At 56.8% G+C, this 22,295-nt stretch carries 22 protein-coding genes and 2 pseudogenes; 7 read left to right on the forward strand and 17 right to left on the reverse strand.

Annotated elements, in window-relative coordinates:
* Positions 1-15: 15 nt before the first annotated feature.
* Positions 16-717: a hypothetical protein gene (locus tag HU754_RS24570; protein ID WP_110721302.1), complete on the forward strand. Its 702-nt coding sequence runs from the start codon at positions 16-18 to the stop codon at positions 715-717.
* Positions 718-881: 164 nt separating this feature from the next.
* Here the strand turns inward: HU754_RS24570 and HU754_RS24575 are convergent.
* Positions 882-2,026, reverse strand: a pseudogene (locus HU754_RS24575) (IS3 family transposase).
* 446 nt (positions 2,027-2,472) lie between these two features.
* Here HU754_RS24575 and HU754_RS29890 point away from each other — a divergent pair.
* Positions 2,473-3,616: pseudogene (locus HU754_RS29890) on the forward strand (integrase core domain-containing protein).
* 78 nt (positions 3,617-3,694) lie between these two features.
* On the opposite strand, the gene HU754_RS24585 reads toward HU754_RS29890, so the two are convergent.
* From HU754_RS24585 to hmpA, 11 genes are all read right to left on the reverse strand, one after another.
* Positions 3,695-4,186 carry a RidA family protein gene (locus HU754_RS24585; RefSeq protein ID WP_007916938.1) on the reverse strand — a complete coding sequence of 164 codons (492 nt, stop codon included), beginning with the start codon at positions 4,184-4,186 and terminating at the stop codon, positions 3,695-3,697.
* 200 nt (positions 4,187-4,386) lie between these two features.
* Positions 4,387-4,701, reverse strand: a complete 315-nt coding sequence (locus tag HU754_RS24590) for a helix-turn-helix domain-containing protein (protein WP_127929687.1) — start codon at positions 4,699-4,701, stop codon at positions 4,387-4,389.
* Entirely contained in the window at positions 4,698-5,042 is a 345-nt protein-coding gene (locus HU754_RS24595; protein WP_127929688.1) for a toxin, read from the reverse strand. The genes HU754_RS24590 and HU754_RS24595 overlap by 4 nt, the downstream gene beginning before the upstream one ends.
* 115 nt (positions 5,043-5,157) lie before the next feature.
* Positions 5,158-6,045 (reverse strand): heme o synthase, encoded by an 888-nt coding sequence (gene cyoE / locus HU754_RS24600; protein ID WP_007916939.1) that lies wholly within the window; start codon positions 6,043-6,045, stop codon positions 5,158-5,160.
* 11 nt (positions 6,046-6,056) lie between these two features.
* The gene (gene cyoD / locus HU754_RS24605) at positions 6,057-6,392 is read right to left on the reverse strand and encodes a cytochrome o ubiquinol oxidase subunit IV (protein ID WP_007916940.1); all 336 of its coding nucleotides are present in this window, start codon (positions 6,390-6,392) and stop codon (positions 6,057-6,059) included.
* A complete protein-coding gene (gene cyoC, locus HU754_RS24610; RefSeq protein WP_034156084.1) occupies positions 6,392-7,015 on the reverse strand; it encodes a cytochrome o ubiquinol oxidase subunit III in 624 nt (207 codons plus the stop codon). The genes cyoD and cyoC overlap by 1 nt, the downstream gene beginning before the upstream one ends.
* A 3-nt stretch (positions 7,016-7,018) precedes the next feature.
* The gene (cyoB, locus tag HU754_RS24615; protein WP_007916945.1) at positions 7,019-9,049 is read right to left on the reverse strand and encodes a cytochrome o ubiquinol oxidase subunit I; all 2,031 of its coding nucleotides are present in this window, start codon (positions 9,047-9,049) and stop codon (positions 7,019-7,021) included.
* 3 nt (positions 9,050-9,052) lie between these two features.
* Positions 9,053-9,994: a ubiquinol oxidase subunit II gene (cyoA, locus tag HU754_RS24620; RefSeq protein WP_007916947.1), complete on the reverse strand. Its 942-nt coding sequence runs from the start codon at positions 9,992-9,994 to the stop codon at positions 9,053-9,055.
* 843 nt (positions 9,995-10,837) lie between these two features.
* Entirely contained in the window at positions 10,838-11,347 is a 510-nt protein-coding gene (locus HU754_RS24625) for a disulfide bond formation protein B (RefSeq protein WP_160059334.1), read from the reverse strand.
* 25 nt (positions 11,348-11,372) lie between these two features.
* The gene (locus HU754_RS24630; RefSeq protein WP_186625632.1) at positions 11,373-11,933 is read right to left on the reverse strand and encodes an ester cyclase; all 561 of its coding nucleotides are present in this window, start codon (positions 11,931-11,933) and stop codon (positions 11,373-11,375) included.
* Positions 11,934-12,152: 219 nt separating this feature from the next.
* A complete protein-coding gene (gene hmpA / locus HU754_RS24635; protein ID WP_186625630.1) occupies positions 12,153-13,334 on the reverse strand; it encodes an NO-inducible flavohemoprotein in 1,182 nt (393 codons plus the stop codon).
* A gap of 164 nt (positions 13,335-13,498) precedes the next feature.
* On the opposite strand from hmpA, the gene norR reads away from it, so the two are divergent.
* The 5 genes from norR to HU754_RS24660 all read left to right on the forward strand — a co-directional run bounded on the left by norR (position 13,499) and on the right by HU754_RS24660 (position 18,467).
* Positions 13,499-15,058 carry a nitric oxide reductase transcriptional regulator NorR gene (gene norR, locus HU754_RS24640; protein ID WP_186625628.1) on the forward strand — a complete coding sequence of 520 codons (1,560 nt, stop codon included), beginning with the start codon at positions 13,499-13,501 and terminating at the stop codon, positions 15,056-15,058.
* 719 nt (positions 15,059-15,777) lie between these two features.
* Entirely contained in the window at positions 15,778-16,680 is a 903-nt protein-coding gene (locus HU754_RS24645) for a chemotaxis protein CheV (protein ID WP_038362880.1), read from the forward strand.
* A 27-nt stretch (positions 16,681-16,707) separates the two neighbouring features.
* The gene (locus HU754_RS24650; protein ID WP_186625701.1) at positions 16,708-17,166 is read left to right on the forward strand and encodes a GNAT family N-acetyltransferase; all 459 of its coding nucleotides are present in this window, start codon (positions 16,708-16,710) and stop codon (positions 17,164-17,166) included.
* Positions 17,167-17,307: 141 nt separating this feature from the next.
* On the forward strand, positions 17,308-17,634 hold the full coding sequence (locus HU754_RS24655; RefSeq protein ID WP_186625697.1) for a hypothetical protein: 327 nt from the start codon (positions 17,308-17,310) through the stop codon (positions 17,632-17,634).
* A gap of 83 nt (positions 17,635-17,717) precedes the next feature.
* On the forward strand, positions 17,718-18,467 hold the full coding sequence (locus HU754_RS24660) for a YkgJ family cysteine cluster protein (protein WP_186625696.1): 750 nt from the start codon (positions 17,718-17,720) through the stop codon (positions 18,465-18,467).
* 69 nt (positions 18,468-18,536) lie between these two features.
* Here the strand turns inward: HU754_RS24660 and HU754_RS24665 are convergent, their stop codons facing one another.
* The 5 genes from HU754_RS24665 to HU754_RS24685 all read right to left on the reverse strand — a co-directional run bounded on the left by HU754_RS24665 (position 18,537) and on the right by HU754_RS24685 (position 21,617).
* Positions 18,537-18,692: a hypothetical protein gene (locus tag HU754_RS24665; RefSeq protein WP_186625703.1), complete on the reverse strand. Its 156-nt coding sequence runs from the start codon at positions 18,690-18,692 to the stop codon at positions 18,537-18,539.
* A 19-nt stretch (positions 18,693-18,711) separates the two neighbouring features.
* A complete protein-coding gene (locus tag HU754_RS24670) occupies positions 18,712-18,951 on the reverse strand; it encodes a hypothetical protein (protein ID WP_038362870.1) in 240 nt (79 codons plus the stop codon).
* 111 nt (positions 18,952-19,062) lie between these two features.
* Positions 19,063-19,368 carry a type 1 fimbrial protein gene (locus tag HU754_RS24675; RefSeq protein WP_186625695.1) on the reverse strand — a complete coding sequence of 102 codons (306 nt, stop codon included), beginning with the start codon at positions 19,366-19,368 and terminating at the stop codon, positions 19,063-19,065.
* Positions 19,369-19,596: 228 nt separating this feature from the next.
* The gene (locus HU754_RS24680; RefSeq protein ID WP_093430677.1) at positions 19,597-19,959 is read right to left on the reverse strand and encodes a DUF6124 family protein; all 363 of its coding nucleotides are present in this window, start codon (positions 19,957-19,959) and stop codon (positions 19,597-19,599) included.
* A 512-nt stretch (positions 19,960-20,471) separates the two neighbouring features.
* Positions 20,472-21,617: an integrase core domain-containing protein gene (locus tag HU754_RS24685; protein ID WP_217827574.1), complete on the reverse strand. Its 1,146-nt coding sequence runs from the start codon at positions 21,615-21,617 to the stop codon at positions 20,472-20,474.
* Between the last annotated feature and the right edge of the window lie 678 nt (positions 21,618-22,295).

Here is a 22,295-nt window from a genome sequence, read left to right on the forward strand (position 1 = left end):
AGTAGTGAAATTTCAATGTCCGATTTCAACACCGCTGAATCCGTAGTCACCGAATCGTCCAAAGCGGAATACGAAAACTCCATCAATCTTTCACAACACCTGCCACAAGCCAAAATCATCAGCGAGATGGTCCTGGACGCGTTCCAGTCGACCCGCGAAAGCGACCAGATCCGCGAGCTGCGCGCGGCGATCCGTCAGGCTCACGACAGCTTCGATGACGACAAGGCCTACGAGCTGATGGGCGAACTCAAGGCGCTGAAAGACGCCGAAGCCGCCGACCTCGCTGCTCTTGAAGACCTCAGCAGCAAGTTCTCGATCGGCCGCATTCTGTCCAGCTTCAAGGACGATCCGGCGTTCCAGGAAATCGTTTATGGCCTCGCGCTGAAAGTGCTGAACCAGACCCACCAGGCGATCAGCAACCCGAGCGGCGGCAAGAGCAAAGCGGCGAAGAAGAAAGAAGTCGAAATCTTCACCATCAGCAAGGACGGCATCAGCGTGACCTTGCCACTGCGCACGCCACGCTCACGCCTGAACGTTGACCGTGCAGCGCTGGAGTTCCTCGGTTTCACCTTCGTCGGTGAAGGCGAAGAAGCGGAGCTGGAAAGCGAAACGTTCCTCGACAACGCCGGCACCGAGCAGGCGGTAAACCGCAAGAACATCATCACCGCGCTGCAACAGCAGACTGCATTTGATGGGTACAGCATCGCCGCGCAGTAATAGCGCAGCCGCTGTACGAAAAAGCCCCGCACTGAGATTCAGTGCGGGGCTTTTTGTTGTCCGGCTTGGGATTCGTGAGGAGGCGAAAATCCTCGCCCCTCATCGGAACGCCGCCTGATCTGGTCAAACGATACTGGACACGGTTATAGGGTTTAGGTCATTTCTCATGCTGCCAAGGCTTCCATTGCTACCGGAGTCCGATATCCGTTGTGACTGTGCAGCCTGATCCGATTGTAATAATGGGTCAGGTAGCGCAACACATCGGTACTGGCCTCATCTTCGTTTCGGTAGCCAGCCTTGGGTATCCATTCAGATTTCAAACTGCCAAAGAAACGCTCCATCGGGGCGTTATCCCAGCAGTTTCCTCGTCGACTCATGCTTTGTTTTATCCGCATCTCCGACAGCGTTTCACGGAACATTTTGCTGCTGTAATGGCAACCCTGATCCGAATGGAACATTAGGTTTTCAGGGCGTCCTCGCGACTCGAAAGCCATCTTTAACGCTCGACAGGTCAGAGCTGAATCCGGACTTCTGGACATCGCCCAGCCGACGATGCGGCGGGCATGCAGATCAAGTACAGCAGCCAGATAAACCCAGTAAAGTACCGGCCCAAATGTAAGTCACGTCGCCACACCACACACTCGATTGGGGGCCTCGACATTGAATTTACGCTCCAAATGATTTGGGGCGTATTGCGCCTCCGCACCGCTGGGTTTGTACCGATGCCTGCGCCGTTGCTGGCTCTTCAAACCGAGCTCGCGCATCAGGCTACGAGCCATGTAACGACCTACCGACTCTTTTTCGTTACACAGCGCTTTTGACAGGCTGCGCGCGCCCATTGAGCCGCGACTTTGCTCATGTAATTCGGCAGCCTTGATCTTTAGGCGATCGCGTCCGACATGCACTTTCGCCCGCTGTTTCAGACGCTCGTAATAACTGCTGCGGTTGATACCAAACACGCCACACAACTCGGATCTTGGATATTGCTCGCTTAACTCCTCGACCAGCCTTACCGATCGAGGGAATCCGACATCAAGAGAGCTGTAGCCTTTTTTAAAATTTCCTTCTCGCGCTCAATCCGTCGAATTGTTGCTTCCAGTTCCTGGATGCGTTGTTGGTCAACGGTCATGGCCTTGGACTTCTCAGGCGTCTTGCCGCTGCGCTCCGCACGCAGTTGCTCAACCCAGCGGCGCAGAGCTGTAGGGCCCACGCCCATTGCTTCGCAGGCTTCACTCACCGAATAGTCTTTATCCAAAACCAGGCAAGCCGCATCCCGTTTGAAATCTGTCGAAAAATATCTTCTGGTCAAATCACACCTCTTCGTTGGGCGTAGATTAACGCCCTTTAGGGGTGTCCAGAATCATTAAGCCAGATCAGCCCGCCCAGCCCTCTCCCGGGGGAGAGGGAGCCGATCGGGAGATATTCAAGAGATGCACCGAAATGAAAGTACTGCGCCGAATCCACAATCGCCTCAATCTCTCAGGTCGATGTATAGCGCAACACACCTCGGTCAGTCCCCTCTCCCGAGGGAGAGGGAGCCGATTTGGGGATATTGTAGAAGTACACCGAAATGAAAGTGCTGTGCCGAATCCACTATCGCCTCGGTCTCTCAGGTCGACGTATAGCGGAAGACACCTCGGTCAGTCCCCTCTCCCGAGGGAGAGGGTTAGGGTGGGTAAAGACCGGGTACATCCTTTACGTTTGAGACCGGGGACATGGTTTACAGGTATCAATCATGGTCAGGAGGTGCTGACCATGCCCTGGAAACAAGAGTCCCCAATGGATCAACGAGTGAAGTTAATTAGCGATTGGCTCAGCGGCAGCTACACCAAAAGCCAATTAAGCCGGCGGTATGGCGTCAGTCGTCCAACCATCGACAAGTGGCTGGAACGGTATGCAGCGTTGGGCGTGGATGGCTTGAAAGAGCAGTCGCGTAAGCCGCTGAATTGCCCTCACCAAACTTCCGATGAAATCATCGCCAAGTTGCTGGCCAAGAAAAACGAACATCCCGATCGGGGACCCAAGCAGATCATTGGTCGCCTGCGCGATTCCGATCCGCATATCCAATGGCCGGCGGCGAGTACCGCCGGGGAGTGGTTGAAGAAAGCTGGTTTGTGGTGGCACGACGGCCCTATCCCCCGCGTCCCCGTGCTCCAACACATTTACGTCCGGTCGACGCGCCCAACCAGACTTGGTGTGCTGATTACAAAGGGCAGTTCAAAATGCAGGACGGTAATTGGTGCTATCCGCTGACCATTACCGATCAGATGAGCCGCTTTTTATTCGTCTGTCGCGCTTTGCCCAGTACGCACGGAGCGCCGACGCGGGAAGGCTTCGAGTGGGCTTTTCGAGAATATGGGCTGCCGGATGTGATCCGCACTGATAATGGCGCTCCTTTTGCGTCGACAGGTCTGGCGCGACTTTCGAAGTTATCGGTTTGGTTCATCAGGCTCGGAATCATGTCGAAACGATTACACCTGGCCGTCCCGACCAAAATGGTCGACATGAACGGATGCATCGAACGCTAAAGGCAGCAGTGCCACCGGCGGAAAACCTGGTGCGCCAGCAGCTGGCTTTTCAGGATTTCATCCAAGACTTCAACCACCACCGACCGCACACCGCGCTGGGCATGAAACCGCCGGCATCTGTCTATCGCCCGTCGATACGCGCTTATCCCGGTTACTTGCCTGCGCTTGAATACGGTTCCGATGTTGAAGTACGTAAGGTTCGGTCAAATGGGGAAATTAAATGGAAAGGACAGCTGATTTTTCTAGGAGAGGCTCTAATTGGAGAGGACATCGCGTTGAAGGAAGTGGCTGATGACGCTTGGGAACTGTACCTTTGCAGCCACTGTTTAGGCAGGCTTGAAAGAGGCGCCAAACGCGTTTCAAGCCTGTAAAGGTGTAAACGATGTCCCCGGTCTAATTTGTAAAGGATGTACCGGTCTCTACAGTGAGGGCAAGCCGCTAAACCAACCTCAAGCCGAAGGGTGCAACGCTACAATCATGTCCACTTCAATCGCTGCGTTCTTCGGTAACTGATACACGCCAACTGTGGTGCGCGTGTGCCGTCCGGCATCGCCGAGCACATGACTGAACACGTCCGACGCACCGTTGGCCACTTCACTCAGGTCAACGAAGTCCGGCGTCGACTTCACATACACTGTCACCCGCAACAACGCCTTGATCTTGTCCAGCGAACCCACCGCATCAACAATCAGCGCCAGACAACGCATCGCACTGATGCTCGCAGCGGCTTGCGCATCCTTGAGGGTCAACTCCAGGCCGACACGCCCCGGATACTGAATCTTGCCGTTAGTGCGCGGCACCATGCCGCTGATGTACAGCTCATCATGATGGCGGATCAGCGGCGCGTAATTGCCGCCGGCGGTGTTCTCACCATAAATGTCGTAGTTCAGCTCTTGGGCCAGGGCAATAAAACGCTCGTCGCAGGTCATCCTCTCAGTCATTTCGCCCAGCCTTTTGATCAGTGCATGAAGAACCGCAGGTTAAGACAGATGGGCAACCGCGAATGGCAAGGAGCTATCACTGTCATGTTTGGATCCAAATCTAGGGGGTTTGTTACTGCGCCGCAACCCGCAGTCACGGAAAACAAAAGCCCCACACCTCTTTCGAAGTAATGGGACTTTAAATTGAAATGACTTTGTCGTTAAACGGCGCTCAGGCGGTCAACCATGTCAGGGAATTTTTCAACCAAACGGATCAACAAAGCAGCTTGAGCATTTGGCTTTGACTTTTCCTGCTCCCAGTTTCTCAGAGTGCTGGGACTCGCCCTGATTCGCTTGGCAAAGACGGCTTGAGACATATGTAACTTTTCTCTCAAAGCCACGATTTCTTGGGCTCCGACTTCCGGGACTGGTTTGTCCTCAAGCACTGTATTGCGCAGGGTAATTTTTCCTTCGCGTTGAGCCGCCATCTCATCAACGCCCTGCATCAACTCTGCAAACAGGTCGCGTTTTTTCATGGGGTACCTCGTGTTTTCAACTCTTTATCTATGGCTTTTTTGAGCGCCTTTTCTTGCTCGGCAGTCAGATTCTCAAGCTCATCTTTGTCGTAAATTGCAAACATCCAGAACTGACCATCATTCATAAGCCAATAATAGATGACCCGCAAGCCGCCTCGTCGGCCCTTGCCACGTCGAGCATCAGCCCAGCGTAGTTTTCTGAATCCACCCGTTCGGGGCATCACATCGCCTGCCAACGGATTGCCCTGCATATAAGCCTGCAGTTCTCGGTACTCATCGTCTGTCAGGTACTGACCAACGCTTGTGGTAAATATCGTTGTTTCAAAGAATACGGTTCGCATGTGCAAACTATAGGCAAATCGCCTACAGACAGACTATCAACAAATCCGGCTCCAGATAAACAAAAAACCCCGCACATCTCTCAATGTGCGGGGTTTTTCTTCAAGCCTTTGAGCCTTACGGCGCGTACGTCAACAGCAGCTCTGCAGGCACCTTGAAGTCCAGGGACATCATGACGCTCAACGCAGTGATGGTGAAGATCGAGAACACGAACAGCTTGCGTGCCCAGACCGTGTCATCCACTGCCTTGTAGCCGGTCCAGGCCATGTACAACCAGTACATGCCCATGGCCGCAGCCACCGCGAGATAGCTCATGCCAGCGTAACCGCTGAAGGTCAGCATCAAGGTCGCTACGAGGAACGCCAGGATGTAGAGCAGGATGTGCTTCTTGGCCACTTGAATCCCGCGCTTCACTGGCAACACCGGAATCGATGCGGCCAGGTAATCGTTGAAGCGGAAGATCGCGATGGCGTAGGAATGCGGCATCTGCCACAGGCTGAACATCACCAGCAACGTCAGCGCAGCCATGTCGAAGCTGTTGGTTACGGCAACGTAACCGATCACTGGCGGCATGGCGCCCGACAGACTGCCCACCAGCGTGCCGTGAACCGACTTGCGCTTGAGGTACAGGCTGTAGAAGCCGACGTAGATGATGAAACCGATCACCGCGAACAAAGCGGCCAACGGGTTGGCCACCTTGTACAACAACGCAACGCCGAGAACACCAAGGATGGTCGCGTAGACCAGGGCCAGTTTCAGGGAGATCAAGCCCTGCACCAGCACCCGGTTTTTAGTGCGTTCCATCTTCAGGTCGATGTCGCGGTCGATGCAGTTGTTGAACACGCAACCGGAGGCAACAACCAGGGATGTACCGATCATGGCAGCCAGAAACACCGCCAGATCCACATGCCCTTTCGAGGCCAGGAAAAACCCGCCTGCCACAGAAAGCACGTTACCGAAAATGATCCCCGGTTTGGTGATTTGGATAAAGTGCTTGAGCGACATCGGGTCTTACCTCACTTCGCCATCATGTAGGTGTGGATGCTGAACATGATCCACAACGACAGGCCAACCAGCAGCACGATCACGATCGCCGTAAAGACGAATGCAATCACGTTGTTACGCTGAGCAATGGAACGGTCCAGGTGCAGGAAGTAATACAGGTGAACGATCACCTGGATCACTGCGAACAGCAGAACGATTGCCAGCGTGGTGGCTTTCGGCAGGCTCGGGTACATCACCAGACCGAAAGGAATCACGGTCAGGATCACCGACAGGATGAAGCCAATGGCGTACGACTTTACGCTGCCGTGGCCAGCATCATGGCTGTCATGGGAGTGTGCATTAGCCATTACAGAGTCCCCATCAGGTAAACAACGGTGAATACGCAGATCCACACCACGTCCAGGAAGTGCCAGAACAGGCTCAGGCAGCTCAGACGGGTCTTGTTGGTCGCCGTCAGGCCGTGCTTGTTGACCTGGTACATCATGATGCCCATCCAGATCAGACCCGCCGAAACGTGCAGACCGTGGGTACCGACCAGGGTGAAGAACGCGGACAGGAAGCCCGAACGGCTAGGACCGAAGCCCTCGGAGATCAGCAGGTGGAACTCGTTGATCTCCATGGCGATAAAGCCTGCACCGAGCAGGAAGGTCATGAACAACCAACCCAGAACCTGCTGCTTCTTGCCTTTGAACAACGCCAGCATGGCGAAGCCGTAGGTGATCGAACTGAACAACAGCAGAGCGGTTTCGCCCAGCACGTATGGCAGTTCGAAGATGTCGTGGCCCGACGGGCCACCGGCTACGTTGTTTACCAGTACTGCGTACACCGCGAAGATCGACGCAAACAGAATGCAGTCGGTCATCAGGTAGAGCCAGAAACCGTATACGGTCATCTCGCCCGAGTCGTGGTGATGGTCATCGTGCCCATGGTCACCATGGGCGTGTCCAACATTGGTCACTAAGTTCGACATGGTTTAAGCCTGTTCCAACGAGGTTTCAACACGGGTGGCACCGGCCGGGATTTTCCCTGCCGCGACCAGACGCTTGTGCTGCTCGGCTTCGATACGCTCGATCGTTTCAACCGGAACCATATAGCCCTGGTCGTCACGTGCAGCGTGGATCACGAAGTAGATGACGGTGCCGGCCAGGCTGGCGATTGCCAACCACCAGATGTGCCAGATCATCGCGAAACCGAAGACGGTCAACAGTGCGCCCATCACCACGCCAGTGGCGGTGTTGTTCGGCATGTGGATCGGCTCGTACTTGGCCGGACGCTGGTACGCAGTACCGTTTTCCTTGGCTTCGGTGAACGGGTCGATGCAGTCAGCCTTAGGCAGCACAGCAAAGTTGTAGAACGGAGGTGGCGACGAGGTCGACCATTCCAGAGTGTGTGCATTCCACGGGTCACCGTGATCGCAAACGTTCTCTGGCTTGTTACGGTCACGCACGCTCACATAGAGCTGGATCAGCTGGCAGGCAATACCCACAGCGATCATCACCGCACCGAACATGGCAACGTACAGGTACGGTACCCACTCAGGGTTGGTGGTGGCGTTCAGACGACGGGTCATGCCCATGAAGCCCAGTGCATAGAGCGGCATGAACGCGACGAAGAAGCCCGAGATCCAGAACCAGAACGCTGCTTTACCCCAGCCTTCGTGCAGCTTGAAGCCGAACGCTTTCGGGAAGTAGAACGCGAAACCAGCGATGTAACCGAATACCGCACCGCCGATGATCACGTTGTGGAAGTGCGCGATCACGAACAGGCTGTTGTGCAGAACGAAGTCAGCACCCGGGATGGCCAGCAGTACGCCGGTCATGCCGCCGATGGCGAAGGTCACCATGAAGCCCAGAGTCCACAGAACCTGGCTGGTGAAGCGCAGACGGCCCTGGTAGATGGTGAACAGCCAGTTGAATAGCTTCACACCCGTCGGGATGGAAATCAGCATCGTCGCCAGACCGAAGAAGGCGTTGACGCTGGCACCCGAACCCATGGTGAAGAAGTGGTGCAGCCAAACCATGAAGCCCAGTACCGAGATCGCGCCCGAGGCGTAGATCATCGAGTGGTGGCCGAACAGTTTCTTGCCGGTGAACGCCGAGATCACTTCCGAGAAGATGCCGAATGCCGGCAGGATCAGGATGTAAACCTCAGGGTGGCCCCACGCCCAGAACAGGTTGACGTACATCATTGGATTGCCACCAAGTTCATTGGTGAAAATGTGGAAATCCATGTAACGGTCAAGGGTCAGCAATGCCAGGGTAGCGGTCAGGATCGGGAACGAAGCCACGATCAGAACGTTTGCCCAGGTGCAGGTCCAGGTGAAGATCGGCATGTCCATCAGTTTCATGCCAGGGGTACGCATTTTCAGTACGGTCGCGAGGAAGTTAACCCCCGTTAGCGTCGTACCTAACCCGGATAGCTGTAGCGCCCAGATGTAGTAGTCCATGCCCACGCCAGGGCTGTATTGCAGACCCGACAATGGTGGATAGGCAACCCAACCGGTCTTGGCGAATTCGCCGACGCCCAGGGACAGGTTGATCAGCACTACGCCGGATACCAGCAGCCAGAAGCTCAGGGAGTTCAGGAACGGGAACGCAACGTCACGCGCGCCGATCTGCAGCGGCACTGCAAGGTTCATCAGGCCGGTGAAGAATGGCATCGCCATGAAGATGATCATGATCACACCGTGAGCGGTGAAGATCTGGTCATAGTGTTCAGGTGGCAGGTAGCCAGGCGAACCCTCGGTGGCCATGGCCAACTGGGTACGCATCATGATGGCGTCGGCAAAACCGCGCAGCAGCATGACCATGGCGACGATGATGTACATCACGCCGATTTTCTTGTGGTCGACCGAGGTCAACCACTCGGTCCACAAGTAGGTCCACTTCTTGAAGTAGGTGATTGCAGCGAACAGCGCCAGACCACCGAGGGCGATCATGGCGATGGTCACCATCACGATCGGCTCGTGGAATGGGACTGCTTCCCAACTTAATTTACCAAACATCGTTTACTCCTCTGCCCCGGCAGCTGAATGCGAACTCGAGTCAATTTCCGTGGCCGCCACTTCTTTCTCTTTCTTCTCGTGCTTCAGCGGCTTGCCCGGCTTCATACCTTCGTACTTGTCGACGATGATCTGGAACTGGTTCGGCGTGACCGAGGAGTAGAGCTCGACTGGGTTGTTCTGGCTCGGTTTGGCAAGGGCCGCGTATTCAGCTTGATCAAGCTGTTTAGGTGACTTCTTGACTTCACTTACCCAGGCGTCGAAATCTTCCTGAGTGGTGGAGATAGCCTTGAATTTCATACCGGTGAAACCCGCGCCGCTGTAGTTGGCGGAGATACCGTCCATTTCAGCGTTGCGGTCAGCGATCAGGTGCAGCTTGGTCTGCATGCCCGCCATCGCGTAGATCTGGCCGCCCAGACCCGGGATGAAGAACGAGTTCATCACAGCGTCAGAGGTGATCTTGAAGTTGATTGGCGTGTGCGCCGGGAACACGATCTTGTTGACCGTGGCGATGCCTTGTTCCGGGTAGATGAACAGCCACTTCCAGTCCAGCGCAACGACTTCGATGGTCACTGGCTTGACGTCGGATTGAATCGGACGATACGGGTCCAGTTCGTGGGTCGAAATGTAGGTGATGTAACCCAGGGCAATGATGATCAGGACCGGGATGGTCCAGACTGCCACTTCGATTTTGGTCGAGTGCGACCATTTCGGGGTGTAGACGGCGTTCTTGTTCGACGCGCGGTACTTCCAGGCGAACAGGAAGGTCATGACGATAACCGGCACAACGACCAACAGCATCAGCAGGGTCGCGGTGATGATCAGGTTTCGCTGTTCCAGGCCAACCTGGCCCGTTGGATTGAGCAAGGTCATGTTGCAGCCTCCCAGCAACAACGTGCCGAGCAGCGGCACTAGGCCTAGTAATCTGGGGTACCTGTTTTTACTCATCTCACGACCTCTAAAGCAGCTTGCGCAATGCAGTTGGGTTTTGATCGCCAACACTTCACCCTGCCAAGGGTTGGCATTTTCTTTGGATTGAATAAGGGCCGCCCGTCGCGCGTCAGACGCTCGACAAAACCTGGGACAGCGGTCAGTTCTTATTCGAATTCGTGGTCAAAGGCCTTGTTACAGACCAATTCCATTTGGTGCGGAAAGTTGGAAGGCACCGACACCTGGGTGTCTTGAAAGCCTTTCGACTCACTCGACACCCGACTTTCTGCGCAGCGCCTTAATAAAAAAGCGTTCCTTAATAAAGGCTGAACAGTGCCGGGAATTCAGTGCGGGCGATTGTAGATAGGTAGCGCCCTATACACCATGTCTTATCCCGAAATAATTTTTATCCGTTCGAGCAACAATGCATCGCCATTTTTGCAAAAGTTCCACATGTTATCGAAATAGATTCTCAACAAAAACACCAAAAAATGTAGGTGTACCCGCGTCAGTTCAGACAGCTCCGAAGGCTATTTCCGAACGCTGGAACAGCGCAAAGCCCGATAACCCAAGGCTTTTGGCCATATACCCGCGCTTGTTAAAACTGCCTGCTCTGGCACTCGCGTGCTAAAGCCGAAAAACCCGGAAACTGACCAATCCTTTTTTGTAACAACGGCCGATTCCGCGTCACTCAATGGCCCTGCGACATGGCGCGTGTGACAACATGTCGCACACTTGCCACACCCTTCCTTGCCACCCGTCACGGTGTTTTCACAAACACCGTGAAAAGCAAAACGCCCCGATTGGCTGATCCGCAAATCGAGGCGTTTTCTGTATCGGCCAGACAGCCGATTAGTTGACTCAGCGCAGTGCTTTTCGGTTACGCGAGGTCAGCAGCGGCACCAGGATCACCACCAGCACGAACGCCACCAGTGCCCATTGTGCCAACGACAAGCCAAGGATCGGCGGGTACGGCGTCGAGCAGAAACCGTCGACCTGGAAGCCCAGCGGGAAGATCTTCGCCAACGGCAGATCATCGACAATCGGTTGCAGCACATCGATGCCGCAACTCACCGCCGGATAGAACTGGGTGTACACGTGATGCCCGGCCACAGCCGCCCCGGCAAGCGCGCAAATCACCACCAGCACTTCGAACACGGTGATGCTGCGACGGCTGCGCATGGCCGCGCCGATGAACGCAAACAGCGCGATCAGCAGCAACGCATAGCGCTGCAAGATGCACAGTGGGCACGGCGCTTCGCCGAGCACGATTTGCATGTACAGCGCACCACCGATCAGCGCCAGGCAGATAATGCCCAGCAGCACCAGAAAGCGCCGCTCACGTCCCAGTCGAATCGTTTCCTCGCTCATCGCGTTTCCTTTATATGTCCATGGTTCAGCTGGCCGGCGGCTGCGCGTGCAGTTGCGCCATCAAGCTGATGTTGTCTTCGATATGCCAATTGGCCGCGATGCGACCGTTGTCGATCTGATAGATATCGGTTGCCCGGAAGTCTACACGCTGGCCCTGCCCTTTGAGAGCGTTGAACGTACCGCTGAAGTGCCCGCGAAAGTGCAGATGCACCACCACGCGATCACCGGCGATGATCATTTGCTCGATATCGCAACTCAAGTCCGGCACCGCCGTGCGAAAGAACGTCGACGCCAGCAACGGCCCGGTCGGCCCCTGTACCCGACCTTCGGGCGGAGTCTGGTCGACAAACTGCGGCGACAACGCCGCCGTGGCCAACGCCTCCTCACCGGAATTCCAGAAACTGCCGTAACGCTGCGCAGCCAGTTGCATGGCTTCAACCTGCGCCTTGGGCAGGCTCTGATCGACGATCAGGGTCTGCGGTTTTATCAGGGCTGATTCGGCAAAGGCAAACGGGCTGGCCAGCAACGCAGCCGAAAGACCGATGGCGGCCAAACTGAAACGACGGGCGAAGGTGAAGTGCGACATGGGGGGCGATCCTGATCATGTAAACGAACGAGCGCCTATCATCAGCATCGGGGAATAAACGATAAACCGGTTAAGAAACGATTAACCTTTAAACACTTTTTAAGAATCAGTACCGCGTAACGGCCTTCGCGAGCAGGCTCGCTCCCACATTGGATCTGCGTTGTACACAAATCCTGTGGGAGCGAGCCTGCTCGCGAATGAAGGCAACTCGGTTCTGAATTATTCCAAAGCCGCAGCCGGCCCGAAGAACTCATAACGGCTTTGTTTCTCCGGCACACCCAGCGCTTTCAGATGGCGCTTGATCGCGCCCATGAAGCCCTTCGGTCCAAGGAAGTACGCATCGACATCACGTTGCTGCGGCAACCACTCGCCAAGCTGTGCCTGATCCAGGATCCCGACCTTGTCCGCCGCCGGACTCACACCGTCATCTTCGGCGTAGCAGTAAAAGCGCTTGAGTTGCGGATGACGTTCAGCCAGTTCATCAATCCAGTCGCGGAACGCATGCACGCTGCCATTGCGCGCGCAGTGGATAAAGTGCACCGGACGCTCGGTTTCCAGCGCGGCTTCAAGCATCGCCAGAGTTGGCGTGATGCCGACGCCGCCGCTGATCAACACCAACGGCTTGTCGCTCGCGGTCAAAGTGAACTCACCCGATGGCGGGAACAGTTGAATGCTGGCGCCGACCTGCAGTTGATCGTGCAAGTGATTGGAGGCACGGCCGCCCGGTTCGCGTTTGACGCTGATGCGGTACTGACCGTTGTTCGCCAGTGCCGACAGCGAGTAGTTGCGGCGGATTTCTTCGCCATCGAGGATCAGCTTCATGCCGATGTACTGACCCGGTTCGGCCGCGAGAATCGGGCCTTTGTCTGCCGGCTCAAAGTAGAACGAAATGATTTCCGCGCTCTCCTCGACCCTGGCCGCGACGATGAATTCACGCGCTCCGCGCCAGCCGCCGACGGCTTGTTCCTTCTGGTCGTAGATCGCGGTTTCGGCCCCGATCAGAATGTCCGCCAATTGGCCGTAAGCCGCACCCCAGGCGCTCATCACTTCTGGCGTGGCAATCTCTTCGCCGAGCACTTCGGAAATAGCGCGGAGCAGACAGGCACCGACAATCGGGTAGTGTTCCGGGAGGATCTGCAGAGCCACGTGCTTGTTGATGATCTTCGCCACCAGATCACCCAACTGGTCGAGCTGATCGATGTGCCGCGCGTACATCAACACGCCGTTGGCCAAGGCGCGCGGTTGATCACCGCTGGCCTGGTGCGCCTGGTTGAACAGCGGGCGGACTTCAGGGTATTCGGCGAGCATCATGCGGTAGAAGTGCGTGATCAGCGCTTCACCGCCGCTTTCCAGCAGAGGCACGGTGGATTTGACGATGGCACGATCCTGAACGCTAAGCATAAGGTTGACTCCTGAGCTTCTTTGAAAAGTTACCTTAGGGTTATCAGATTCCGTGCCAATTTATTTTTTGATATAAATCAATAACTTAATAACTATGTAGTCATAACGACCCAAAGGCCTTTATAGTCATCCCGACTACATCTTGTCTCTTTGACTACAAGACCATGACCGCCAAATCCCTGCTCACCGCCCTGCTGCCCTTAGTTTCCGATTTGTCCCGCGAACTGCCCGAGGGCGAGCGTTATCGACGCCTGCTCGAAGCCATGCGCGCCCTGCTGCCCTGCGATGCAGCGGCGTTGTTGCGTCTCGACGGTGAATCGCTGGTACCGCTGGCCGTGGACGGTTTAAGTACGGACACCCTCGGTCGGCGCTTCAAAGTCAGCGAGCACCCGCGTTTCGAAATTCTCCTCAGCGGAGCCGGACCCACGCGCTTCGCCGCCGACAGCGACTTGCCCGATCCTTATGACGGTCTCGTCGACGGACTCGACGAGCATCTGGAGGTTCACGATTGCCTCGGCTGCCCTTTATTTGTCGATGAAAAACTCTGGGGCCTGATCACCCTCGACGCTCTCGACCCCGAGCGTTTCGAACCGATCGAACTCGACGCCCTGCAAGCCTTCGCCAGCCTCGCCTCGGCCACGGTCAACGCCGCCGAACGTATAGAACGTCTGGCCAATCGCGCAGAAGACGAGCACCAGCGCGCCGAGGTTTATCGTCAGGCCAGCGGCCAGCAGAACCGCGAAATGATCGGCCAGAGCAAGGCGCTGAAGAAACTGGTGGAGGAAATCAATCTGGTCGGCGGCAGCGATCTGACGGTGTTGATTACCGGGGAAACCGGCGTCGGCAAAGAACTGGTCGCCCAAGCGATTCACGCCGCCTCGCCCCGTGCCGAAAAACCAATCATCAGCCTCAACTGCGCCGCCCTGCCGGATACGCTGGTAGAAAGCGAACTGTTCGGCCACGTGCGCGGTGCCTTCACCGGCGCCACCAGCGACCGGCGTGGCAAGTTCGAACTGGCTAATGGCGGTACGTTGTTTCTCGATGAAGTCGGTGAATTATCGCTGACCGTGCAGGCGAAATTGCTCCGCGTTTTGCAGAGCGGCCAGTTGCAAAGATTGGGTTCAGACAAGGAGCATCAGGTCGATGTGCGCCTGATTGCCGCGACCAACCGCGACCTGGCCGAAGAGGTGCGCAGCGGTCGCTATCGCGCCGACTTCTACCATCGCCTGAGTGTGTACCCGCTGCGCGTACCGGCGCTGCGTGAGCGCGGTCGCGATGTGTTGTTGCTCAGCGGCTTCTTTCTTGAGCAGAACCGTTCACGCATGGGCCTCAATAGCCTGCGCCTGAACGGCGACGCCCAGGAGGCGTTGCTCGCCTACACGTGGCCGGGCAATGTGCGTGAACTGGAACACTTGATCGGGCGCAGTGCGTTGAAGGCGCTGGGCAACTGCAAGGTGCGGCCGAAGATTCTCAGTTTGAGCGCGGCGGATCTGGATTTGCCGCGCGAGGTTGTGGATAACTCGGTTGAGGCGGTTGCCGGAGTTGTGGCTGAGATGCCGCTGATCAGCGGGGATCTGCGCAGTGCGACCGAGCAGTATCAGCGGCGTTTGATCAGTGCGGCGCTGGAACGCAATCAGGATAACTGGGCGAGTGCGGCGCGGGAGTTGGGGTTGGATAGAGCCAACCTGGGTCGCATGGCCAAGCGGTTAGGAATGAAGAGCTAAAAGCACACCCTCACCCTAGCCCTCTCCCTCCGGGAGAGGGGACTGATTGGGGGATATTGAAGAATTCCGCCGACGTGAAAGATATTTACCGAATCCATAATCGACTCGGTCATTCAGGTCGATGTACAACGCCAGACACCTCGGTCGGCCCCCTCTACCTCTGGAAGAGGGGGCTGATTGGGAGATATTCAAGAATTCCGCCGACGTGATCGATCTTTACCGAATCCATAATCGACTCGGTCGTTCATGTCGATGTACAACGCCAGACACCTCGGTCGGCCCCCTCTACCTCTGGAAGAGGGGGCTAATTAGGAGATATTCAAGAATTCCGCCGACGTGAAAGATATTTACCGAATCCATAATCGACTCGGTCATTCAGGTCGATGTACAACGCCAGACACCTCGGTCGGCCCCCTCTATCTCTGGGAGAGGGGACTGATTGGGAGATATTCAAGAATTCCGCCGACGTGAAAGATCTTTACCGAATCCATAATCGACTCGGTCATTCAGGTCGATGTACAACGCCAGACACCTCGGTCGGCCCCCTCTACCTCCGGGAGAGGGCTGGGGTGAGGGGCAGTGATAGAGAGAACAGCGATCAACTCAAGCCGACCACCCGACAACTAACCTAAAGCCCAACCTTTTGACGCCGATAACCCGGCATCAATAGTTTTTGGCGATTTGCAACCTCGCCCACCACCTTTCCACAGAAGGTTCATATGTCCTCCACCAAAGCCCGCGCAGACTCACTTTCGCTTCTGCTGTTTACCTTGCGCAGTGGCAAGCTGATGGCGATCAACCTGCTGAAAGTCAGTGAAATCATCCCCTGCCCGCCGCTGACCAAACTGCCGGAGTCGCACCCGCACGTGAAAGGCATCGCCACCCTGCGCGGCGCCTCGCTGTCGGTGATCGACCTCAGCCGCGCCATCGGCGAACGCCCGCTGGAAGACCCGAACGGCGGCTGCCTGATCGTCACCGACGTGAGCCGCTCCAAGCAGGGCCTGCATGTACAAGCGGTGAGCAAAATCGTCCACTGTCTGACCACCGACATCAAACCGCCGCCGTTCGGTTCCGGCGGTTCGCGCGCCTACATCACCGGCGTGACCTCGGTGGACGGCACACTGGTGCAGGTGCTGGACATCGAAAAGGTTATCCACAGCATCGCCCCGGCACAGATCGAAATGGCCCCGACCGACCTGAGCATGGAAGACGCCGAAGTGCTCGGCAACGCACGGATTCTAGTGGTCGACGACAGCCAGGTGGCGCTGCAGCAATCGGTGCACACCCTGCGCAACCTCGGCCTGCAATGCCACACCGCACGCAGCGCCAAGGAAGCCATCGACTGCCTGCTCGACCTGCAAGGCACGGCTCAGCAGATCAACCTGATCGTCTCCGACATCGAAATGTCCGAAATGGACGGTTACGCCTTCACCCGCACCCTGCGCGAGACTCCGGACTTCGCCCATTTGTACGTGCTGCTGCACACCTCGCTCGACAGCGCGATGAACAGCGAAAAAGCGCGCCTGGCCGGGGCGAACGGCGTGCTGACCAAGTTCTCCTCGCCGGAACTGACCCACTGCCTGATCGAAGCGGCCAAACACGTCGCCGCCCACGGGCACTGAGTCTTGGCCCAGAGGTATTGTTTTTTGATGCGGCGCGATCTGGGCAAGGACGCGCCGGATGCGCTTTGGCCTCAAGGCATTGAACTGTGTACGTACTCCGTCGAACTGGCGGCGGACGTGCATGACTTGATGCAACTCGGCTACCGCGAAGGTGGTGGCCGGGTGCCGGCGCTGGACGTTTGGCAGCAGCAGTTCGAAACCGATCCTGAATACGATCCGAGCCTGTGTTTGATTGCCCGTGATGGCGAAGGCGTGGTCGGCGTGGCGCAATGCTGGACCAGCTCGTATATCAAGAATCTGGTGGTGCATCCGCGCATGCAGGGCCGAGGATTAGGCCGGGCGTTGCTGTTCAATGCATTCAAGGTGTTTCAGCAGCGCCGTGAAGGGTTTGTTGATCTGAAAGTGCTGGAGGACAACCAGCGGGCGCAGTGCTTGTATGAAAGTGCCGGGATGTATGTGGTCCGCCGCGAGCTGGTGCCGGACTGATCGACCGTCTTCGCGAGCAGGCTCGCTCCCACCCTGGAATGCATTTCAAACTGCGAGCCTGCTCGCGAAGAGGCCAGCACAGGCAACTTCCCTTCTCAGGCGCACTCCAACCTTGGCCCCCCACGACCAAGGATTCCCCCCATGAAAGCCATCACCTTAAGCCTGCTCTGCCTCACCGCCCTAACCTCCCAGGCGCACGCCTCCAGCCCCGACGCCTGGGCCGCCTACGACAAAACCGTACTCGCCAGTTGCACCAAGGCCAGCAGCCTGAAAAACGCCAAACCCGTCGGCACGCCCGCACAATTCGATGACCGCGTCGGCTACACCGCCGTGTTGCTGCAAGGCCAATACCCGCAAAAACACATGAAAGGTCAGCAAGGCACCGAACTGTGTCTGTACAACAAACAGTCGAAAACCGCCTTCGTCAGCGAGTGGGATTCGATCCGCCCGCCCGTTAAAACCAAGTGAATGGCGCATAACTTGCTTCGATCCAGTTCTGTGCGGTGGTTTTCCGCCACCGTTTCACACCCTGATTGAAGACAGATCGCTCAATGAATACGACGTTTTCCTGCGTAGGCTGCGGCAAATGCTGCACCGATCACCATGTCCCGCTGACCCTGACCGAAGCCCGCATGTGGGCGGCGGATGGCGGTCAGGTGATCGTGCTGGTGGAGGCATTTCTCGGTAATGGCCTGGGTTTGCCGGCGCAGCAGCGGGAACATGCCGAACGGCGCTCAGCGCTCGTTCGCAGCGGCGCGGCAGACGCCCATGTGGCGATCACTTTCGCCGCGTACAACGTCGGCCCCTGTCGGAATCTTGACGAAGACAAGTTGTGCCGGATCTACGAGCGACGGCCGTTGGTGTGCCGCATTTATCCGGCAGAAATCAATCCGCATATCCCGCTCAACCCTGCCGCCAAGGATTGCCCGCCGGAGTCCTGGGAGCAGGGGCCGGTGTTGATTGCCGGCGGTGAGTTGGTGGATCAGGAACTGGTGGAGTTGATTCAGCGCTCGCGCCAGGCCGATCGGGATGACATCGGCATCAAGGACGCGATCTGCGCGATGCTCGGGATTCGCACCACAGCGCTGAAGGGAGACGGGTTTACTGCGTACTTGCCGAATATGAGTGCTTTTGCTTCGGTGATTGATCAGGTCACCGCGCAACCGCTGACGACGACTCCGAGTGAGTGGGTGTTTCATGTGTCCGGGGATGATGTGGCCGGGCAAGTGCTGGCGGCCGGGGCGCAGGTGGTGACTGAACCGGCGCAGACGTATGCGTTTATTTCACTGCGCGCGGCTTGATCCAGATTCTTAAGCGCCTATCCGGGCCTCTTCGCGAGCAAGCTCGCGAAGACGCCGGCCCGGACAATCTCAATCGCGGATCTGCCGCCGCGTCCAGAACTCCCGCGCCAGCAACCTTAAATCACCGGCCAACCCCGCCACGTCCTCGGAGTTGCGCTGACTCTGCCGCCCCTCATCCAGCGCCACATCGACGTTGCGACCGGTCACCGGGAGATTGATCTTCATGGGATAGCGCGAATAAAACTCAGCGCTTGCCCATCGAACGACGGGTGCCCGGCGGCGCCATGCCCGGGGTCTTGGTGTGGCCGTTCTTGGCGCCGTTCTTGTACCACGGCTGGTTCGAGCCTTTGGCAGAAGCCAGCTCGCCCGGCTTGAACGGAAATTTGAACGCCGGGATATCGGCTTTGGTTTCGCTGGTATCGGCCAGTTCAGCCGAGACATCGCTCACAGCGTCGTCAACCGGCGGCAGGGTCGGGGAAGTCATAAAAGCTCCGGAAAGCAAAAAGTCGGGCCCGATCAGTGAGCCGCGAAGGCGCGCAGTATACCTGTGCGCCATGGCTCGGCACCTGAAGATTTGCAGCGCACGCCGAACGGTTTACAGGTAGGTGATGGTGACGATGCCTTTGTCGGTCGAGGTCTTCAGCGCTTCATAGCGCATGGAAATCGGCAGCGACTGATGGCTACAGGCGTTGCGCTCAGTGTCGACATCGACTTTCACGCCGGGCTTGATTTCAATCTGGCGAGACTCACGAGCAGCAAACGCCCCGACCGGCCCGACCTGACAGCCCGAATCAACGATTTGCCCGGTGAAGCGGATCTCACCGGATTGACTGGCCGGCGCGGCGAACGCTGTGAGTGGAAGCAAGAGAAGCACATACGGCAGAGCGGTTTTCAGCTTCATTTCAAGACACTCCCGGGGTGAGCGGCCCAGAGAACCCGGGCTACACCATGTTATCCGCGTGCTGGGACGGATCTTGAGAAGCATAGTTGGCAAATGGGTCCCGAATAGGGACTGATCGGTCCCTTTTTGGGACCGTTATACCGCCATCGCGAGCAGGCTCACTCCTACAATTGGAATGCGTTTTAACTGTGGGAGCCAGCCTGCTGGCGATGAACGATGACGCGGTGTTCAACCCTGCGGATCAACCCGATCCAGCGCCCGGTTTACCGCCAGCTCGGCGAGCATGACGATCTGCTGGATCGCCAGCGCCGTACTGCGCTGCGGACGACTGAGCTGATCAGCCAGATCACCGGCCATGACATTGGCTGAAGCCAGCGATTCGCAGGCGTGGGCAAGCAGGCTTTCGGTATCGATGTTCGGGTGAATGAGGAACATCGTACTGGGCTGACGCGGTTTGACCGGTTCGGGGCAAAGGTAGAAATCGAGCGCGCGCTTGATGGCTTCGCGGGTTTTGATCTGGTCGTCGGCGCGGATGGCGTCTTCGAGTGGGGTGGTGGGATCGATGGGTGGATCGGGTACGGGCTTAGTCATTTACTCAGTCCTCACTGATTGGAGCCAACAATTACCGTTTCTCACGCGGCGAATTGGGTGGCAGCTACGTACGGGGTGAGAAACCGGGCAAGGACCAGTAAAACCTCCGGCCGGACCGAAGTCCGCCCGTACATAGCCGCCATAAAAATGCAGGCAGCAATCAGCTGGCGCCGATTATGACGGTACTGGTATTGGAATAATACTTAGCCCGGGTTCTCACACCCGATCACCGAGTTTTCGGCGACAACCAAAGACTAGAGAACGCACGTCCGACGGACAACCTGAAAACATTGTGGGAAGGTTCTGGTTATTTGACACAAATTTAAACAGCCAAAAGCCAACCCTCACCCTAGCCCTCTCCCAAAGGGAGAGGGGACTGACCGTGGTGTTTGGCAGAGCTACGCCGACGTGCGATACCGTGTTGAACTCAGGTTTTGAAACAGATCAAAAGCCCCTCACTGTAGAGACCGGTACATCCTTTACAAATTAGACCGGGGACATCGTTTACACCTTTACAGGCTTGAAACGCGTTTGACGCCGCTTTCAAGCCTGCCTAAACAGTGGCTGCAAAGGTACAGTTCCCAAGTGTCATCAGCCACTTCCTTCAGCGCGATGTCCTCTCCAATCAGAGCTTCTCCCAGAAAAATCAGCTGTCCTTTCCATTTAATTTCCCCATTTGACCGAACCTTGCGTACTTCAACATCGGAACCGTATTCAAGCGCAGGCAAGTAACCGGGATAAGCGCGTATCGACGGGCGATAGACAGATGCCGGCGGTTTCATGCCCAGCGCGGTGTGCGGTCGGTGGTGGTTGAAGTCTTGGATGAAATCCTGAAAAGCCAGCTGCTGGCGCACCAGGTTTTCCGCCGGTGGCACTGCTGCCTTTAGCGTTCGATGCATCCGTTCATGTCGACCATTTTGGTCGGGACGGCCAGGTGTAATCGTTTCGACATGGATTCCAAGCCTGATGAACCAAACCGATAACTTCGAAAGTCGCGCCAGACCTGTCGACGCAAAAGGAGCGCCATTATCAGTGCGGATCACATCCGGCAGCCCATATTCTCGAAAAGCCCACTCGAAGCCTTCCCGCGTCGGCGCTCCGTGCGTACTGGGCAAAGCGCGACAGACGAATAAAAAGCGGCTCATCTGATCGGTAATGGTCAGCGGATAGCACCAATTACCGTCCTGCATTTTGAACTGCCCTTTGTAATCAGCACACCAAGTCTGGTTGGGCGCGTCGACCGGACGTAAATGTGTTGGAGCACGGGGACGCGGGGGATAGGGCCGTCGTGCCACCACCAAACCAGCTTTCTTCAACCACTCCCCGGCGGTACTCGCCGCCGGCCATTGGATATGCGGATCGGAATCGCGCAGGCGACCAATGATCTGCTTGGGTCCCCGATCGGGATGTTCGTTTTTCTTGGCCAGCAACTTGGCGATGATTTCATCGGAAGTTTGGTGAGGGCAATTCAGCGGCTTACGCGACTGCTCTTTCAAGCCATCCACGCCCAACGCTGCATACCGTTCCAGCCACTTGTCGATGGTTGGACGACTGACGCCATACCGCCGGCTTAATTGGCTTTTGGTGTAGCTGCCGCTGAGCCAATCGCTAATTAACTTCACTCGTTGATCCATTGGGGACTCTTGTTTCCAGGGCATGGTCAGCACCTCCTGACCATGATTGATACCTGTAAACCATGTCCCCGGTCTCAAACGTAAAGGATGTATCCGGTCTTTACCCACCCTATCCCTCTCCCGGAGGGAGAGGGGACTGACCGTGGTGTTTGGCAGAACTACGCCGACGTGCAATTCCGCGTTGAACTCAGATTCTGAAAGGCCCACAAATCGGCTCCCTCTCCCTCGGGAGAGGGCTGGGGTGAGGGGCAGCAACAACGCAAATCAAAAGCCGAACACCCGCGCTCTTCACCACTCAATAGGCCGAGTGTCAGCTCGCCTGCTCTTGATCTTGATCCACGGGCGACGTCGGAAGGCTGAGTGGAGGGATTGATCCGGGCGTGGGAGCGCAGCGACCGTTTGGCGCAGCCAAACACAGCGAGAGGAGGTGCAGCGAAGCAAACCGTAGGCGCTGCGCCCGGATCGATCCCGGAGCGAAGGAACCCCGAGCCCCAGCGAGCGGGCCGTACGTAGGAGCAAGCGTTTTTGGTTACTTTTTAGGCGTTTGTAAAAAGTGACCCGCCGTAAGGGCGGAACCGTAATCAGCCACACCCGCAGCAACGGATATACACCCAGAGAAAACTGACAGCGCCGACAGCTAGCCGTCACCCTCCTGACCCCAAAACAAGTTTATAAAGACCCTAACCCTGCCCAAAATCCGTC

Origin of the sequence: Pseudomonas zeae, assembly GCF_014268485.2 — a bacterium.
Taxonomy (GTDB): Bacteria; Pseudomonadota; Gammaproteobacteria; order Pseudomonadales; family Pseudomonadaceae; genus Aquipseudomonas; species Aquipseudomonas neuropathica.